Below are 17915 nucleotides of genomic sequence, written 5' to 3' on the forward strand. Positions count from 1 at the left end.
TAAAAGCGTATTGTCATTAGAAGAGAGGGAACTTAACTTATTTTATAGACATTTGCATTTCGATGTCGGCTAATTTTTATTAAAGCCAGAGATGAACAATAAAATGGGCCAGCAGTGCTGACCCGAGACATGTCGACTATTAACAGAAGCCCTTTTGCTACAGCTAAAACTCTTCCCGATCTGGCGAGGTGCTAACGCTATTTTTTTTTGGATAAGCGGAAGTGGAGGCGAAAGCAGGTTGAGGGCTGGCGATAATAGGGCTTGCCGAGTTATTTTTAATTAAGCGTTTCAGTTTGAACGTCATGACTAACTCGGCAAGCCGCGTGGCTTCATCCTGCAGCGAGGCTGACGCAGTACTGGTCTCTTCCACCAACGACACATTTTCTTGAGTCGCCGAGTCCATCTGAGAGACTGCCGTACTGATTTGACTGATACCTGATTCTTGCTCTTTGGCAGCCAGCGCCAGCGCCTGCATCATTTCAGTGACTTTGAAGATGGATTCATTGATCTCGGCCATATCATGACCGTTTTTTGCTGCTTGCTCTGCACCCATGGCAATACGCTGTGAGATATCTTCAATCATCTCGCGTATTTCTTTTGACGAGCTGGAGGTTTTGGTTGCTAATGAACGAACCTCACTGGCTACCACTGCAAATCCTCTACCATGCTCACCTGCCCGGGCAGCTTCCACCGATGCATTCAATGCCAAGATATTGGTTTGAAAGGCGATTGAATCGATGACTTGAACAATGTCGTGTACTTTATGGGAGGTTTCTTCCAGCTCACGCATTAACAGGCTGGTGCGCTCAGATGCCTGTTGGCCATTATTCGCTTGCTGTGCTGCATCTTGGGTGAGTTCCTGTGCTTGACCGGCAGTGTCAGCGTTTTGGCGTACAATGGATGAGATTTCATCCATGCTCGCGGCGGTTTGCTGAAGCGCTGCTGCCTGTTCTTCCGTCCGTGATGCTAAGTCCTCACTACCGCTAGCAATTTGCTTAGAGCTACTGGCCACGGCTTCACTGCTCTGGTTTAACGTGCCAATCATATCTTCCAAGCGCTCTTGCATATCGTCCATCGCGCTGTATAAACGACCAATTTCGTTTCTGCCACGGTTTTCTATGGAGCTGGTTAGGTCTCCCTTGGCGATGTTTTCACAAATTTGCACAGCACGCTGGAGCGGGGAAATAAGCTGCCGGTTAATGATTGTTTGCATAACGGCATAGATGATCAATGCAAGCGCTATAAGCACGCCGACGGTAATGCCGAGTATTTGGCTATCCCTTGAGGTTTTCTGAGTAACTTCTTCACCACGCTCCAATGCATAGCGATTAAAGTTACCTATGGCATCCCCAAAAGTTAAAAAATTGTTGTCAATATTATCTTTAAAATTAATAAGTTCGCGGTAATCGCCGGCCTGTAGGTCTTGCCTGAACTGAGTATTGGTAATGGCTGAGTAAGCGGTGTTGATGGCCTCCAAATAGGCATAACGTTCCATCTCGGGCGTGGTTTCTACACTATTGAGTGCCTCCATTCGCGTATCAGCAACAGCTAGGCTCTCTATCGCAAAACCAAGTGCATCAGCAGCTCTCTCCTCTGAGCCATTTTCATAATATTGTGCGAGCCGCTCAAGCCTAACGCGCATCTCCATGAGGTTCGCTTCGGCACGGGCAGCGGCGCTAGATTGCTGAGCGCTGATTTGATTGATTTCATCAAGGTGCAAGGCTGCTTCTCGCTCCCCTAGGTAACCAAGCAGGCCAACGCCTGTCAGCATTATCAGAAGCGAAATTAACGCACCCGTAATCAGGGTTTTTACTGATATTTTTTGCATATACATCCCTTTAAAGCCCCAACGCCTTTATTGGCGTTAATGCGGGTTTTAAAGGGTAACAATGGATTGCTGATGGTATTTACAAGATAATTGACTGCTGATCTGTTTTTTTAAACGTTTGTTTTTAATATAATATGTAGGCTTTTAAGAAAACTGTTTTATTATGTTTCTTATGTAAAATTGGCGTTACTAGGGCGGGTTAAGATGTTGTGAATTTGGTTTTTTTGTAAGTTGTTAGTGCTTCTTGATTGTAAGGGTTTTTACCTATATTTGATTTTGCCTTTTGTAGCGTTGAAAAAGGCAGGCGATGAAGCCTGCTTATGATTAGGGCTTCAGTTTAATTAAAGCGCTTTATACATCACATAAGTATCGACAAAGCCCAGGCGTGCATGGCGGTAGGCGTTAGGCACGGTACCCACGATGCTAAACCCAAGCTTTTGCCATAAGGCGACGGCGACTTCATTGGTGGCCACTACGGCATTGTACTGCATGGCTAGAAAACCTAGCTCGCGAGCCCGCTGCTGGGAATGTTCGCACATGGCACGTGCTACGCCTTTCCCGCGTGCGGCGGGCGTTACCATATAGCCACAATTGCAGATATGGTCGCCGGGGCCTGCCGCATTGGCTTTTAAGTAGTAGGCGCCCAGCACTTGGCCATTTTCATCTTTGGCCACCACGCTGGCGTTAGGCGATTTACACCAGAGCTGCTGGGCCGCTTCAAAGCTGATATTTGGATCAAACGCATAGGTCTCTTGCGCTGTGACAATCGCTTGGAAGGTTGGCCAAAAAGCAGCAAAGTCGTCATCCGTTACTGTAGAAAACGCGAGTGCACTCATAAGTGTCCTTTAAAGCGAAGCGATTAACGAGCGACTTCTGCCACAATTTCGTAGCTGCGTAGCCGATCAGAATGATTATAAAAATCGCTGTTAATCATTAGCTCATCCGCACCAGTGCGTGCCTGGAACTCCTCAAGCTCTGCTTTGACTGTTTCTGGTCCGCCAATAATAGCGGCCCCTAAAAATTGGCTGACCTGAGCCTGTTCAACGGGTGACCAATCGAGTTGTTCAACCGGCGGCTGTGACTGTGTTGGCTTGCCGCGAATAAGGTTGAGGAATTTCTGTTGTGCGGTCGTGGCCAGGTAGTGCGCCATCGCATCACTTTCAGCCGCCATCACGGGCAGGCCGACCATGGCGTGGGGCTTATCTAGGTGTTCAGAAGGGCGGAAGTTGTCACGGTATAAGCGCAGCGCCTCAAATAAATAGCCCGGCGCAAACTGCGCTGCAAATGCAAAGGGCAAGCCTAGTTTTGCTGCCAGTTGCGCGCTATAGCCGCTGGAGCCCAGTAGCCAAATAGGCACATGGGTACCTTGACCAGGAACGGCTTTTACCCGCTGCTGAGGGTCGGCATCCTCTAAGTAGCTGCTAAGCTCATTAAGCAGTTGAGGGAAGTCATCTACGCCAGCGTGGGCGTTGCGGCGCATGGCCTGCATCGTGGCGCCATCCGAGCCGGGAGCGCGACCCAAACCCAGGTCAATACGGCCGGGATAGAGTGTTTCCAGCGTGCCGAACTGCTCGGCAATCACTAGCGGTGGATGGTTAGGCAGCATTATGCCGCCACTGCCCACACGTATCGTCGACGTTTGCCCAGCGACATGACCGATCAGCACCGCTGTAGCAGCGCTTGCGATGCCAGCAATGTTGTGATGCTCGGCCAGCCAGTAACGGGTATAGCCTAGCCGCTCGGTTAATTGCGCAAGCTCAACGCTGTCGCGAAAAGTCTCAGCGGCGCTGCCGCCCTGGCGTATAGGGGCCAGATCAAGAACGGAAAGCGCCGTGGAAGCGAGTTGGCTCATGGTTCACCTGCAAGTTAATACGTGGGCGCTATAGTGAAAAATTACTTAGCGCGCTTGGTAATTACACGTTATGCGGTCAGTGCAGATGAATTGCAAGGTGTCAGCCATGCAGATATTGGCGGTGTAAACGTGGAATGATGGTTTTACTCTAAGGGCGGGGTGGGGCGGATAAGAATTTCATTAACGTCGACATGGGCAGGCTGTGAAAGCGCATAAACCACCGCATTGGCGATGTCGCGGTCTTCTAGCGCATGCTCGGGTGGTTCATCAAAGAAGGGCGTGTCGACCATTCCTGGCTCTATTAGCGTCACACGCATGCCGGTGCCACGTAGTTCTTCGCGCAGGTTATAGCCAATTCCGGTGACCGCCCACTTAGTGGCGCTATACATTGATCCAGGGATCGTCGTGCGACCTGCTGCGGAGCCGGTAAGTAACACATGACCTTTGCTACGCTTTAAGGCGGGTAAGCAGGCTTGAATAGTCAGGCCAACGCCATAAATGTTGGTCAGAATCATCTCACGCCATGCTTCATGGTCAGCACTACTAAACCCACCGGGCGAGCCACCACGACCAGCGTTGGCAAAGATAGCATCAAGGCGACCAAAGGTTTCAAGTGCCTGTTCAACCATTGCCTGCTGCTGCTCTAAATGGGTCACGTCAAGCTCGCAGGTTAATACGTTTTCCGGCCCCAGCTCTTGAGAAAGGGCGGTGAGTTTTTCGTTTGAACGAGCGGCCAATACCAGTTTGTAACCTTCGCGCGAGGCTGCTCGGGCGGTAGCTGCGCCGATACCGCTGGATGCGCCAGTAATCAATAGCACCCTGTTATTCATGGTGTGCACTCCTTGCTCGCTGACTTAGGTAAGCCTTTAGCATGGCTAAGGTGATGGCATCCTGCAAACATACACCTAACTTACGCGTTAAGGCTCTGCTAATTTACCGCGAGCGGAAGTGGCCATCTTCTTTGCGCTGTAGCATCGCTGAAAGGTCCAAAATTGCTTGGGCCATATCCGCCATGCTTTTGCTTTGATCCATCGAGGTTTTACGCAGGAACCGGTAGGCCTCTTCTTCGCTCATATCCTGATGGGCCATAATAAGGCCCTTGGCACGCTCGATGAGTTTGCGTTCGCGGAGTGCTTTGCGGGTATTTTCAAGCTCATCGCTAAGGCCTTGTAAGCGGCTTGCTTGTGCCTGGGTCAGCTCAATCAGCGAGCGCCCCAGCGGCGAGGTTAGAGCGTTAGCGGTCAAGTCTCCTAATGGTTGCCCATCATTAAGCGCTAGTAGTTGTTCGCACGGGGCAGGTACATAGGTGAAAGGCTGCGTTTTAGCTTTCTCTAAAGCATCCTGTGCCTGAGCGATTTTACGATGGCAAAGTACGCTCAGCTGTGAGATTAGCGAATCTTCAACCATTTTCATTGAGTCGATACGCAGGGTGGTCAGTTCGTACCAGGTTTCACCCAGCTTATCAGGTGCCTCTTTGGGCGGTGATTGCGTTGCCTGCGAGCGCTGGCAAGCGATATCGCGCAGGTGGCAAATGCCCGATAGCGTGCGCGGTGAAAGCTCTTTTTGCCACGCCTGCTGCGCTTCGGGTGTCGCAAACTCTACAAAGGTGTCAAAGCAGCGCTGTTGATCTGTCATTAGCTGGTTTAACAGGGCTCGGTGGGGCTCGTCGAAGTGCCCATGGGTAAAGCCAAAGGCGCCACAGGCACGCTCCTGGCCAGCCAGCTCTTTGCCCTGCATTAAGTGGAAAATGGCGACCAGCGTGCGCGTAATGTCGGGATCAATAGAGGTGTCAGCCGCTTCAAATACAATGGCCAGCAGCCCGCTGGTCAGTTGATTGAACGCTTGAGTTGCCGCGTCAGGGGAGATGGCAAAGGTATCAATGGCCCGGCGCAGCGTGCCTAGTTCATCGAGTGCATACCAAACGGCGGCAATTCGGCGCAGTAAGCGGGCGGCTGCTTGAGGGCGGGCCTCCTGGCTGAGCGCTTCCAAGCGTTGGCGCATTAACGTCTCTGCCTGCTGACTGTTTTGCCGATAAGTGTCGCGGCGAGTTTTGAAGCGCTGTCCTTGAGAGGCGAGGTATATCGTCGATGCTCCCCGTTCACGCTGGAGCATATGAATAAAGTGGCTAATGTCTCCGACGATATCGGCGGTGGTGGCTAAGTGGGTAAGGTTGTCGATATCGCAACGGATGGCGGTTAGAAGCAGTTGCTGCGCTGAGGACATAGAAATTTCCTTGGGTGACTCGCCGCCTAAAATGAACACTCCCGCTCTGCTGATTAGCTGGAGGGGAGTGATTGAAGTGTACTGGAAAGCGCTTAACGCAACGACAGTGCGCCAGCGCCTACGTCATCACCAACGGCATCACGGTAGGCTTCGGCCTCTTCGGCTTCGGTAGCATCGCTAAAGCGCACCAGCAACACGCAGGAGGCCAAAATCAGCACCGTAAGACCTAAATAGAACAGCCCTTGTTGATAGGTAAGGCTTTCGCTGCGGAACAAAAAGGCTGCGCCTACTGCGCCCACATTACCGCCAGCGCCAACAATACCAGCAACTGCCCCTAACGCTTTTTTATTGATAAAGGGGACAACGCCATAGGTAGCCCCTTCCGCCATCTGCACAAAGAGGCTGAATACCAGCATGATGCCAATCGCGAGGCTTAGTACGTGCATTTGTGAGAACGCCACCAGGGCAATCCCTTCGCAAATCAAGGCAATAAACAGCCAGCGAACGCGTCCTTTCAAGCCGCCTTGTTTGGCAAACAGATCCGAGAAAACGCCCCCCAGGGTACGCGCAAAAATATTCATGAGCCCGAATAAGCCAGCGATTAGGCCCGCGGTAGCCAGGGTGAGATCAAATTTATCAAAGAAGTAGATGGCCGCGATATTGTTAATGGTCAGCTCTACGCCAAAGCAGAGTCCGTATACAACGAACAGTGCCCAAACGCGAATATCCTTGGCGGCGGCCAGAAAACTCTGCTTTGCGCCGTTTTCACCTGTGGCCTCGGGTAACTCGCCGCGTGCGCGCAGCTCGCTGAAATTGCCGTTGGGTGCATCCTGCGTGAAGAACCAGTAGCCAATACCGGTAAAGAACATCACGACGCCAGGCACCATCATCGCCAAGCGCCATCCAAAGGCTTCGTTTACGCCCAGCATCAACATGCCTGAGAAGATCAGCGGCATCAGGATTTGTGTGGTACCACCGCCTAAGTTACCCCAGCCTGCGCTGGTAGCGTTGGCAGTGCCGACCACATTGGGGGCAAACATCATCGAGGTGTGGTACTGGGTTATAACGAAGGAGGCGCCGATAGCGCCAATGGCTAAGCGCGCCAGGAGAAAGGTTTCAAAGCTATTGGCCAAACCAATGCCCATTACGGGAATAGCGCCTAATAGCAGCAGGCCAGTGTAGGTTTTACGTGGCCCGATGCGGTCGCACAGTACGCCAATGGCAAGGCGCACAATCACGGTAATCGCTACCGACGCGATAATGGTATTGCCGATTTGTGTTTGCGTCAGTGAAAGATCTTCGCGAACGATCGCCATGAGGGGGGCGATACCAAACCAGCCAAAAAAACAGATATGAAACGCGAACCACGAGAAGTGGAAAGCGCGCATTTGCGGTGTAGAGAAGTTGAGTAGTCGAATGCGGTTGGCTTTATTGCGTATGTCCATGGGTTGGCCTCACGGGGCATAAAACGAGTTGATCGCTACGCAGCGCAAAAATGAGCGCCGCGCAAACAATTGACGAGAACATGCCTTCATCATTGAAGGTCAGGCTCGACGCACTCGTACCCAGTTGGGCCTGGTCCACGCCTACCACCACTGATAGGAGTTATGCAGGTAATTTGCCAGTTGGATGTTTAATTTTAAAAATCATAATCTTAATTTATTTATTTGGTTTTTTTGAGTGAAGGTAGGCCGCGAGCATGCTGCATAATTGGGCATGCTGTTCATGCTCTGCGGCATGTTGGTGCTAAAGAGATATACTCATTAAGCATTCGATTGTTATCGCTGTTCGCATAACCCGCGCTGACGCTGGGCGTTACTCATGAAGATAGACAGCGTCAATATCGAGAGAGGAGTATTCGCCAAGTGCATCGAAATGTTCCCCTAGCCAGCGTTCAGCTGCGGCTTGGCCTTGCTCAAAAAGATGGCATAAAAATGGCCACTCTGAATTGGATTTACTGGAGACAGAAAGCCCCTCTAGGGCCAGCTCCCCGCTAATGCGGTGAAAAAGTGCCTGCTGGTAGCAGTTTTCTATACCCTGCTCATCGAGCGCGTGCTTAAGCAGCGCGATCATACGGATCTCTTTAATCAGCGCTGAATTAAAGGTGATCTCATTGAGCCGGTTCATAATCGCTGATGCCGAGGTAGGGACTTCATCTCGGCTGATGGGATTAATTTGTACCAGCAGAATATCTCTTGCGCTGCACTCTTCCATGAGAGGGAACAGCGCGGGATTGCCCATATAGCCGCCGTCCCAATAGGCCTCGCCGTCAATTTCCACCGCTTGGAACATAAACGGTAAGCAAGCTGAGGCCATCACCGCGTCAACACTCATCTCTTCACGGCGGAACACGCGCTGTTTCCCCGTCCGCACGTTAGTGGCTGTTACAAACAGCTTAAGCTGTTGGCATTGTCGTACCCGCTCAAAATCAATGTGGTTGGCGACGATATCGCGTAACGGATTGATGTTAAGCGGGTTGAGTTGATACGGCGAAGCCACTCGGCTTATCAGGTCCATGGCAATAAAACCGGGCGAGTTATCCAGACTCCAGTTGCCAGTCAGTATATCCATGGGTGAGCGTCGGATCGGGCTTGCCATGCCTGCCCGGCTGACGGCTTGCCAAAAGTCGTGGAGTGCTTGTCGTGCAGTGTCTTTATCGCCCCGTGTCAGCGCATCTGCCATCACCACACCGTTCATTGCCCCTGCGCTGGTGCCACTGATGCCTTCAATTTCAATGCGATCATCCGCTAAAAGGCGATCAATCACGCCCCAGGTATAGGCTCCATGGGCGCCGCCGCCTTGTAACGCGAGGTCTAGCTTTTTGACCTGTGCCATATGCTGTTTCCCATTGCGACCGGTGAGGAAAGTAGTTTCACTGAAACCAGCATGGCATAGGCAGGCAGAGAAGACGAAAGGCTATTTAGCAGACAGCTAAGCGGTGAGCACTCAAGGTGACCCCGCTAAGGGTGAGTGGAGGCTGGTCGAGTAGGGCGCCTCAAACATGGCGTGTTCCATCAGGTTGTCCAACTGAAGGGCTAGCTGCTGGCTGGCTTCTTCCATGACGCCTAATGCAGCCAACTGCCCGTTGCGGTCGCCTAACCGGGCAAATTTAAGCGCTTCAGCGCCGCTTTCGTGCATGCGGCGATGCGGCGCGGTTAAGGCTCGATAAGCTTCGGTGCGCGCATAGCGCTGGTAACCTTCGCCCTGGTAGTGCCAGCGGCCTAGGCGGCATTGATGATGGTCTTCCAGCGGTGCATCCGTGTTTGCAGATAATAACTGCTTATAAAGACGACATTTCCACACCGCATGATCAAGCTTCGCCGAGTGCAAAAATGCAGCCGTGGCGTTGTGGTGAATGACCTTATGCATATGCTGGGCTTGATCAGCGAGCTTATGAACTGCTTGCTTGGCAGCATGCGCCGTGAGGGCAGTTTCATCATCGGCCTGGCGTTTTTTCACTGCCGCTTGCGAGTGAGCTCTTACTTGACTATTCATCTGCTCCATCAGTTGGCTTAGCTGATGGCTTAGTTGGTGCATATTTAGCGCTAGGCGGTGAACGTCATCGGCGATGGCTGCTAATCCTGGCGAGGGTTGGCTCGCAGAATCGGCGCTTTCAAGCAGGCCTTGGCTATGGGCTGTTTCGAGCGCTGTGCTAACCGCTAACGATTGCGCGTGGCCAGCATTGCGAGCAAGCGCTACCTGCAGCTGGCTGAGAGCGTGCAGCGTTTTAGCGAGGACTAACGGCGAGATGGGTAGCGCTTCGGTATGCTCAGGATCCTGGCAACGCTGATCAACCGTATTAACGGCTTGCTCGGCGGCGGCAATCAGATTAAACGTCTCCGTGAGGGTGGCACGCTCACCGGCAAGCTGGTCGGCGTACTCTTGAATGCCGAGATTAAGCGAGGCCAGCATATCCGCTCCTCTCGCTTGCAGCATGCCAATGGATTGTGACGGTTTCATCAGGCTCAACAGTCGGGAGCTTGGGGAGGGCGTGGCGGCTTCAAGCTGATCGCGCAACTCTGCGACTTCCTGCTCTAGGCGGCGAATTTTTTGGTACGGATGCATAAAGGTGAACATGGCGGAGACACCTACGGCAGATAGCAAAACTTTGTGTTAATTTGTCACGAAGTATTGCAGAGGGTTCCTTGGTACGCCTGATTTAGCTGCTTTAAATGATGAAATTCAGCTGTTGTTTGCTTTCGAGAATGAAGTTGTTAACGTTATTCTTATTAAGAGTCTGGATAACATCAGCGTCGAGCAAGCTGCGCAGCGGCGGCTGTGCAGCCTAAAAACGCTGAAGTAGCGAGCCACTCGGCATCGGGATAATAAGCGAACACATATTGATCTTCCTTGAGGCTATCGATCAGCGGATAAGTAACGTCTTCTCGCACCGCTGGGCAACCATGGCTGCGCCCGAGTCTGCCCGTTTGAGTGATGAACGCGTCGCTCACATAGTCAGCCCCATGAATCACAATGGCACGCTCATACGCCAAGTCATTTACGTTAGGCTCAAGCCCCTCCAGGCGCAGTGAGTAACCGTTGCGCCCATAATAGCTATTCATGGTGCGAAATAAGCCAATGCTGGACTGATGGCTGTCGGGCGTATTTGAAAACGTCTCTGCTTGTGCATCTCCTGACCCCTGACCGTGGGAGACCAGCTCTTCAAAGAGTAGCTTATGTTGGCGCAAATCAAATACCCATAGGCGTGGCTCGGTAGACGGCAGTGAGTAATCGATCACCGCGAGGCGCTCTGCATTGGGTTCGGCGCAGTTAAGGGCCTGAGCCGCTAAACGCAGTGCAGCAGGTGTTGCCTGGGGGGCTAGTTGCTGCAGTTGATGGTGTAAAGGCAGCACGCCCAGCGGTGGCGTTGAAGCCACTTGGGCAAAGAAGCTGGCAGCCTGCAGAGGTAATGTAAATAATAGTAAAGGCAGGGAAAATAGTAACGTGGCAATATTTAATTTAAGAGCCATATAAATCGGTCCCGCAAGTCATAATAAGTCATGATAAAGAGTAGCTGGCTAAGATAAAAAGAGAGGCCAGCTGGTGTGGAAGCCTATAGTAACGCAAGGAGAGGGCGATGAATCAGATACAGCCGTTACGACACTGGGCAATAGGCGTTGCCCTGTGTCTAACGTTTACCCACGGCCCTTTAGGCATAAGCAATGTATATGCGGACTCACTCCCATTGCAACAGGCGTTGGGCCAACAGTTAAACGTTACAGAGGCGCATCGCCTGCCCATTGATGAGTTTTATCAACTGCGTGATGGCCAGCCGGCTTGGCAAGCAGTAGTCGCGGTTGAGTCTTTGGTCGAGGCGCTAAACAGCTTGGAAAACGATGGCTTGGTGCCGGAAGATTATCATGCCGACACCTTGCTTGAAGAGTTTCAGCGCAGCCAAGCAAACGACGATTTAGCGAAAGCGACGTTCGATATTAAGGCCACTCGTTCACTATTGCTGGCGCTGGATCATTTACAGCGCGGCAAGGTAAACCCTCGTGATGTGGAGCCCCAGTGGGATGCGCCACGTACGGAAACCAGCTACTCGATGCTGCGGGTTGTGCATGCGATTGAGGATCGCGAGATAGATAACGCTATCGCGTTAGCCAGGCCTTCATCAGCTGAATATCAGCAGTTGCGAGAAGCCTTAAAACAGCATTATCAATTGGCCACTCTGGGCAGCGCACCCTACTTAGCCGCTAGAGATGAATCTCTTCGACCAGGCGATGAAGCCGACGACGTTGTCGTGCTGCGCCAACGATTGGCCTTGTGGGGTGAGGCTGACTTAATGATGGCTGATAGCAGCGCTTATCCGTTAATTGGCGTACAGACAGGATCCAATCGACGTGCTTTTGATGTCTCACTTGAAGCCGCCGTAAAGCGTTTTCAGCGCCGACATTTACTCCAGGAAGACGGCGTGGTGGGTGAGCAAACTCGGCAAGCTTTGAATACCACCGTAGCATCACGAATCGATCAGCTACGCGTCAATCTAGAACGCGCGCGGTGGATCCGGCCAATGCAGGCTGCCGAGCCACGGGTGTGGGTCGATATAGCCGGGTACCGTATGCACTATATTCGCCCTAACGGTCAGCATTGGGATGCTCGAGTGGTGGTAGGCTCGCCGCGTCGCGAAACGCCGATCATTCACTCCACTATTAGCCATTTGACGATTAATCCATCCTGGACCATCCCGCCAACGATCATGCGTGAGGATGTGTTACCCCGCGTGCGGGCAGATATCGATTACTTGGCGCGTCAAAATATTCAGGTGATCAGTAGTTCTGGTGAGCCGCTGGTAGCCGAGGAGATCGATTGGCAGCGCCCTGGCAGCGTGATGTTGCGCCAAGTGGCGGGTGCAGGCAATCCGCTGGGGCGAGTCGTGGTGCGGTTCCCCAACGACGATATGATCTATTTGCACGACACCCCCGCACGCGGCCTGTTTCAACGTGACCAGCGCGCGCTTAGTTCAGGCTGTATTCGGGTCGAAGGCGTCGCTGAGCTGGCGCAAATGCTGCTCCAAGATACTGGTAGTCGTTACCAGATGAGCACTCTGTTAAGCGGCGGGAGTGACCGCAACATAAGCCTGACCCAGCGTATTCCTGTTGCGCTTCACTACTTAACCGCCTGGCCCAATGAACTGGGAGAGGTAGAGTTTAGGCCTGACATTTATCGCCGTGACGCAACACTGCTGGCAGCGTTACAGCGTCCGGTTTAGGGGGTTTAATACTCGTTAACGTGCACAAATAAAATAGCTTCAGACAACGCAAAACACCGCCAATTGGCGGTGTTTTGCAGTTTAATACCGAATGAAAAACAGGTGTCTAATCGTCGCTTTCCTGTTGGTAGTTAGCCACGCTCACCGGGCCTGTTTCGCCACTTTCAAGCGCGGCTAAAATAGGTTCTGCCTGGCTCTGGAATGCAATCAGCGTATCGCCACTTAAACTGGTGTTTTCGGGAAGGTCGACGGTCATCGCATTCACCGGGGAGTTATTGACGATGACTTCGTAGTGCAGGTGCGGGCCGGTGCTTCGGCCAGTGTTGCCTGACAGCGCGATACGCTCGCCCATCGTTACACGTTCACCCTGGCTTACCAGTGGGCGAGAGAGGTGCAGGTAGCGAGTACGGTAGCCATTGTCGTGACGAACGACGATATAGCGCCCCGCCGCATGGTGATTGCTCACTCGTTCGACAACTCCGTTGGCGGGAGCCGTTACGGGCGTGCCAATCGGCATGGCAAAGTCGGTTCCGTTATGCGGACTAATACGGCCAGTCACGGGGTGCTTACGGCGTGGATTGAAGTTGGAGCTTAAACGGTAGCTGCCCTCAAAGGGGTGGCGAGCAAACGCTGGGTCTAGGCTACCACCCTCTGGGGTATAAAAGTTATCGTCGGTGGCGTTACGAACAACGGTGAGATCCATTCGTTCGCCATTGTAATGCACCGCAAGTACGCGTGAATCAAGTGTTTCACCGTCGATCATGTCCGACTCAACCAGCACTTGAAAGCGGTCGCCACGGCGGCTGTCACGACGAAAATCGAGTTTCTTCTCAAGTAACTTTGTCAGTTCCGTTACCGACCCACTGTTTAAACCAGTCGCCTGGGCTGAGCGTGCGAAACTACCGCTAACGCTACCCGCGTAAAGGCGTTGAACAGGTTCGCCCTGGCGTTCGATCGTGGTAATGGCGAAGTGATCTGAATCCCGTTCCAGCAATATGCCGTCGCGGGTATTTTTCATCATGCGCAGCGACAGTAAGCGTCCATCTTCATCTAACTGATAGTCAAAGCTGTGCCCGGCGCGCCAGTTCGTTAGCATGCGCTGGTCGGGCAAGTCGTCAAGCAGGGCCAGCACTTCGCTGTAACCAAGGCCAAGTTCATTTTGCGCCAGCACGGCGAAGGTTTCGCCAGATTCAACAATGTGCGTTTCCCACTCGGGAACAAACGGCTCTTCCGCTGCTAGTTCTAATTCCAAGAATGAGATGTCATCAAATAGCTCAACGCCGTAATCCTCATAGGAGGTGGCGTCAGCGATTTCAACCGAAGAGGTGTTGTCTACATCCAGCATACCGCTGGAGAGAGTGCCCAGCACAATGGCCATATGCAGGGCGCCATCATCAAGCCCAGCGCTGCTTAACATTGCGTTATTAAGCGCTGGTGTATCCAATTTTGCGGCATTAAGCACCGTGACATCTTCATTAGCAGCGGTTTGAACCGCCATACTTGCTTCTGCAGTGGCGATGACGTTCATATCGAGATCAACGATCTCGGTGGCTGTTAATTCGCTGAGGGGAATATTTTCGCGGGTGGCGTCGAGGGCGCGAGAGGCGCGATCGATCGCTTCTGCCACCGGGGTGCGTTCTTGACGCAGGGAAGGAACACCCGGAGCAGAGTCGCTAGGAAGCGGTACCAGCACGCTTTCAAGCGGTGTATAGGATTGATTTAAATCTTGGTATGTCGTCAGTAACTTCTGTGTGCCCAGCACAGTGACCATTGTGGCCACGGGTAACAGTAATAATTTGTGCGTGCGGGGCAGCGAATGGAGGATTCGCAACATGAGTAAATGGACCGCCGAGTTCGTGATTAAAATTAACTATAAGAGTGCATAAACCCGGAAACCATACCCCATGAAGGCAGGGGTGCATAGACTGTATATCTATACATAAAATTTAATTAAACAGAAATATGGCAATAATAAGCAAAGAATATAATTTATAAACACCGTTTGCTAACAAATGTAACCGATTAAGCGTGCTAATTAAATAACCTGAATCTATGGTAGACGATAATTGATTTTTTTAAAGTATAAATACAATAAATGTCTAAAAATATGTCTTCTTCTTGTTTGAATGCGCCCGTTGATACCCGCTATTAATAGCTTTTAACAGGGTTTTTATACCTATGGGCGGAACTGTAGTTCATTTCCTGGCATTCTAGTCGTGTTTTTTCGAATATTAAGCGCATTGTTTCGCTGTATTGCGTTGAGGAAATCGAAATGTCCCGGGTAACACTTTCACAATGGCAAATGTTGGCCGCTGTGGTTGATCATGGCGGATTTGCGCGTGCGGCGGAAGCTGTACACAAAAGCCCTTCTACATTGAACCATGCCGTCCATAAATTAGAAGAGCAGTTAGGTGTTCAGGTGCTGGAGCCCATCGGGCGCCAGGTTCGCTTAACCGAAGCGGGGGAGTTGCTGCTTCGCCGTGCGCGCCAGTTAATTGAAAGCGCGGCCTCGCTTGAGGATGTGGCCACTCGGCTCGCCGCTGGTTTGGAAGCGGAAGTGGTAGTCGCCATTGACCAGATATTCCCTGCCGCCGCGCAGGCTAAGGCGCTAGAGCGCTTTTCAGAAACCTACCCACAGGTGCGTGTTCAGTTGCACGAGAGTGTGCTCAACGGTGGCATTGAAATGCTGAATGATGGGCGCGCCGATTTAGTGGTTTCGGGTATTGAGGCGCAGGGCTTCTTAGGTGAACCACTGGTAACGGTTCGCTTTGTTGCCGTCGCGCATCCTAAGCACGCCCTTCACCAGTTGGGCCGCACGCTGGATCTGCGCGACTTGGCTCAGCATCGGCAGTTGGTAGTGCGCGACTCAGCGCTGCGCCAATCGACTAATTCGGGCTGGTTAAAAGCGGAGCAGCGCTGGACCGTTACCCACCTTAATACGTCGCTTGATATGCTCCGGCGTGGTTTGGGATTTGCGTGGATGCCCGAGACGCGTATTGGCGAAGAGTTAAAAAATGGCCAGCTAAAGCCTCTTCCACTGCCTGCAGGAGGCATTCGAGAAGTGCCCATGCAGATGATTTTTCGTGATCGGGATCGTGCAGGACCAGCGGCCCATGCGATGGCCGCCGCACTAAAACAGGCCGTTGTCAGCGAGTGTGCGTTGTATGATTCGATTCACTCGAATGAATGACCGTAAAACATCCGCTTGAGCATCCTTGAAGCGGGCGTATGCTGAGAAAAAGTAAGGCAGCAAGCCAAACACCTTTAAAATTTTTCAGGAGACGCCCCATGGGACTACTTGTAGACGGCGAATGGCAAGATCAGTGGTACGACACTAAAAAACACGGCGGCGAGTTTGTACGAGAATCAGCCCAACTCCGCGACTGGGTGGGCGTCGAGCCAGAGACAGACGGCGACGTCTATCCCGCAGAGAAAGACCGCTACCATCTATATGTATCGTTAGCCTGTCCCTGGGCACATCGCATTCTTATCATGCGTAAACTGAAAGGGCTTGAGCCATTGATGGGCACCTCCCATGTGAGTCCGCTAATGCTCGACCAAGGCTGGACCTACCGGCAGGATGAAGGTGCCAGCGGTGACCCCATTAACGGCGTCGACTTTCACCATCAGCTCTACACCAAGACCGATCCTCACTACACCGGTCGTGTTACCGTGCCAGTGCTTTGGGACAAGCAGCGTAGTGCCATTATTAACAATGAGTCTGCTGACTTGCTGCGCATGTTAAACCATGCCTTCGATGAGCTCACCGGCAATGATTTGGACTTTTATCCAGATGATCTGCGCGACGTGATTGATAAAGTGAACGCCGATGTTTACGACCACATCAATAATGGGGTCTATAAATCGGGTTTTGCGACCGAGCAGGGGGTTTACGAAAAGCATGTGAAAGCGCTGTTTGACGCACTGGAGCGTATGGAGTCGCGTTTATCAGAGCATCGCTACTTAGCCGGCGAGTGGTTAACTGAAGCGGATATTCGTCTGTTTACTACGCTGGTTCGTTTTGATGCGGTTTACTACGGTCATTTCAAATGCAATTTCAAACGTATAGAGGATTACCCCAACCTCTCTAATTACGTGAGAGAAATCTATCAGTGGCCGGGAGTGGCGGAGACCGTCAACATGGATCACATCAAGCGCCACTACTACTATAGCCACGATACGATTAACCCAACACGCATCGTACCTGCTGGCCCGTTGCTCGATTTTGAGCGACCTCACGACCGTGAGCGTTTATCTGCAAGAGGTGTCCGTCGGCATTGATTAATCGAACAAGCAAGTATCAAAAAGGGCCGCCCATCCGGGCGGCCCTTTAGATCACGCTTTATATATCGTGATAAGTAGTGACACTTAAGCCATTACTCGTCGGCGTTTACTGCATCACGTGTACTCTGCCAAGCGCTTTGCGCGCCATCACGGGTAGTTTCCCAAGCATCGCGGGCGTTAGCTTTGGTCTGTTCCCACCAGTCGTTATCGTAAGCAGGGAAAGCTTCTACTTCTTCCTGACTGGCATCAACCATGATGCGGTGCTCTGTATCACCATCATTTTCAGTGCTGGTTTCAAGAGTGAAATAATCAGTTCCAACGACGATTTCACGACCGCCTAAACCAAGAACGGAACCACTTTCAATAACCAGCGCAGTGATCTTCATCTCTTCATCAAACAAGATGTCATCGACATCACCAATCTCTTCACCGGAACCACCAGCAAAGTAAACCTCTGCATCAAGGATATCATCGGCAGAATACATACCCTGAGGCTCATTTTGAGCATGAGCGCTCATGGCAAAGCTTCCCATTAGTGCTGTGCCGATTACTGTTGTGAGAATTGTCTTACGCATAGCATCTCTCCATGTGGCTACGTTAAATAATAGGTGACTATAGATAGTTGCTGTAAATAGTAGATAGCTACTGCTTGTCAGCCCAGTCGTCGGCTCTACGCTCTGCTTCTTCGCGCTCTAAACCGTATTTTTGCTGAAGCTTACCTACTAGTTGATCTTTCTTGCCGCCGATTTGATCCAGCTCATCGTCGGTCAGTTCGCCCCAGCTAGAACGAGCTTTACCCTTCATTTCAGTCCATTTGCCTTCAATCTGATCCCAGTTCATCGCGTCGCTCCTTGAGAGTAGTGAACTTAATAAGGCACTTCTTAGGTTAGACGAAATATGCACAAGTGCAAGCCCCTGATTCATTGTGGTGCAAGTTAGAAAGTGCTGGTCAGAAGCCAGATGCGATGTTAGGATGCGCGCTCCTCGCATGTGTTGACCCCTCCATCACGACGGTA

At 51.8% G+C, this 17915-nt stretch carries 15 protein-coding genes; 3 read left to right on the plus strand and 12 right to left on the minus strand.

Annotated elements, in window-relative coordinates; translation table 11 throughout:
* Positions 1-163 precede the first annotated feature (163 nt).
* The 9 genes from MLE19_RS10625 to MLE19_RS10665 form a co-directional block, all read right to left on the minus strand.
* Positions 164-1828: a methyl-accepting chemotaxis protein gene (locus MLE19_RS10625; RefSeq protein ID WP_240718158.1), complete on the minus strand. Its 1665-nt coding sequence runs from the start codon at positions 1826-1828 to the stop codon at positions 164-166.
* Between the two features lie 341 nt (positions 1829-2169).
* Positions 2170-2664, minus strand: a complete 495-nt coding sequence (locus MLE19_RS10630) for a GNAT family N-acetyltransferase (RefSeq protein ID WP_240718159.1) — start codon at positions 2662-2664, stop codon at positions 2170-2172.
* Positions 2665-2687: 23 nt separating this feature from the next.
* On the minus strand, positions 2688-3680 hold the full coding sequence (locus MLE19_RS10635; protein ID WP_240718160.1) for an LLM class flavin-dependent oxidoreductase: 993 nt from the start codon (positions 3678-3680) through the stop codon (positions 2688-2690).
* 143 nt (positions 3681-3823) lie between these two features.
* Positions 3824-4510: an SDR family oxidoreductase gene (locus MLE19_RS10640; protein WP_240718161.1), complete on the minus strand. Its 687-nt coding sequence runs from the start codon at positions 4508-4510 to the stop codon at positions 3824-3826.
* Between the two features lie 103 nt (positions 4511-4613).
* Positions 4614-5903, minus strand: coding sequence for a nitrate regulatory protein (locus tag MLE19_RS10645; RefSeq protein ID WP_240718162.1), 1290 nt, complete (start codon positions 5901-5903; stop codon positions 4614-4616).
* 92 nt (positions 5904-5995) lie between these two features.
* On the minus strand, positions 5996-7348 hold the full coding sequence (locus MLE19_RS10650) for a NarK family nitrate/nitrite MFS transporter (RefSeq protein WP_240718163.1): 1353 nt from the start codon (positions 7346-7348) through the stop codon (positions 5996-5998).
* A gap of 370 nt (positions 7349-7718) precedes the next feature.
* On the minus strand, positions 7719-8738 hold the full coding sequence (locus MLE19_RS10655; protein WP_240718164.1) for a patatin-like phospholipase family protein: 1020 nt from the start codon (positions 8736-8738) through the stop codon (positions 7719-7721).
* A gap of 111 nt (positions 8739-8849) precedes the next feature.
* Positions 8850-9980 (minus strand): CZB domain-containing protein, encoded by a 1131-nt coding sequence (locus MLE19_RS10660; RefSeq protein ID WP_240718165.1) that lies wholly within the window; start codon positions 9978-9980, stop codon positions 8850-8852.
* Positions 9981-10150: 170 nt separating this feature from the next.
* On the minus strand, positions 10151-10873 hold the full coding sequence (locus MLE19_RS10665) for a murein L,D-transpeptidase catalytic domain family protein (protein WP_240718166.1): 723 nt from the start codon (positions 10871-10873) through the stop codon (positions 10151-10153).
* A 107-nt stretch (positions 10874-10980) separates the two neighbouring features.
* Between MLE19_RS10665 and MLE19_RS10670 the strand changes: the two genes are divergently transcribed.
* Positions 10981-12615: a L,D-transpeptidase family protein gene (locus MLE19_RS10670; RefSeq protein ID WP_240718167.1), complete on the plus strand. Its 1635-nt coding sequence runs from the start codon at positions 10981-10983 to the stop codon at positions 12613-12615.
* 106 nt (positions 12616-12721) lie between these two features.
* On the opposite strand, the gene MLE19_RS10675 is transcribed toward MLE19_RS10670, so the two are convergent.
* Complete coding sequence (locus MLE19_RS10675) at positions 12722-14449, minus strand: peptidoglycan DD-metalloendopeptidase family protein (RefSeq protein WP_240718168.1); 1728 nt, start codon at positions 14447-14449, stop codon at positions 12722-12724.
* Between the two features lie 438 nt (positions 14450-14887).
* Between MLE19_RS10675 and MLE19_RS10680 the strand changes: the two genes are divergently transcribed.
* Together MLE19_RS10680 and MLE19_RS10685 are read left to right on the plus strand one after the other, a co-directional pair.
* Positions 14888-15805, plus strand: coding sequence for a LysR family transcriptional regulator (locus MLE19_RS10680; protein ID WP_240718169.1), 918 nt, complete (start codon positions 14888-14890; stop codon positions 15803-15805).
* Positions 15806-15903: 98 nt separating this feature from the next.
* Complete coding sequence (locus MLE19_RS10685) at positions 15904-16896, plus strand: glutathione S-transferase family protein (RefSeq protein ID WP_240718170.1); 993 nt, start codon at positions 15904-15906, stop codon at positions 16894-16896.
* A 95-nt stretch (positions 16897-16991) separates the two neighbouring features.
* Here the strand turns inward: MLE19_RS10685 and MLE19_RS10690 are convergent, their stop codons facing one another.
* Positions 16992-17474, minus strand: a complete 483-nt coding sequence (locus MLE19_RS10690) for a PRC-barrel domain-containing protein (RefSeq protein ID WP_240718171.1) — start codon at positions 17472-17474, stop codon at positions 16992-16994.
* A gap of 67 nt (positions 17475-17541) precedes the next feature.
* On the minus strand, positions 17542-17739 hold the full coding sequence (locus MLE19_RS10695) for a CsbD family protein (RefSeq protein WP_240718172.1): 198 nt from the start codon (positions 17737-17739) through the stop codon (positions 17542-17544).
* Positions 17740-17915 lie beyond the last annotated feature (176 nt).

The sequence above is a fragment of the Vreelandella neptunia genome (genome assembly GCF_022489065.1).
GTDB lineage: Bacteria > Pseudomonadota > Gammaproteobacteria > Pseudomonadales > Halomonadaceae > Vreelandella > Vreelandella neptunia_A.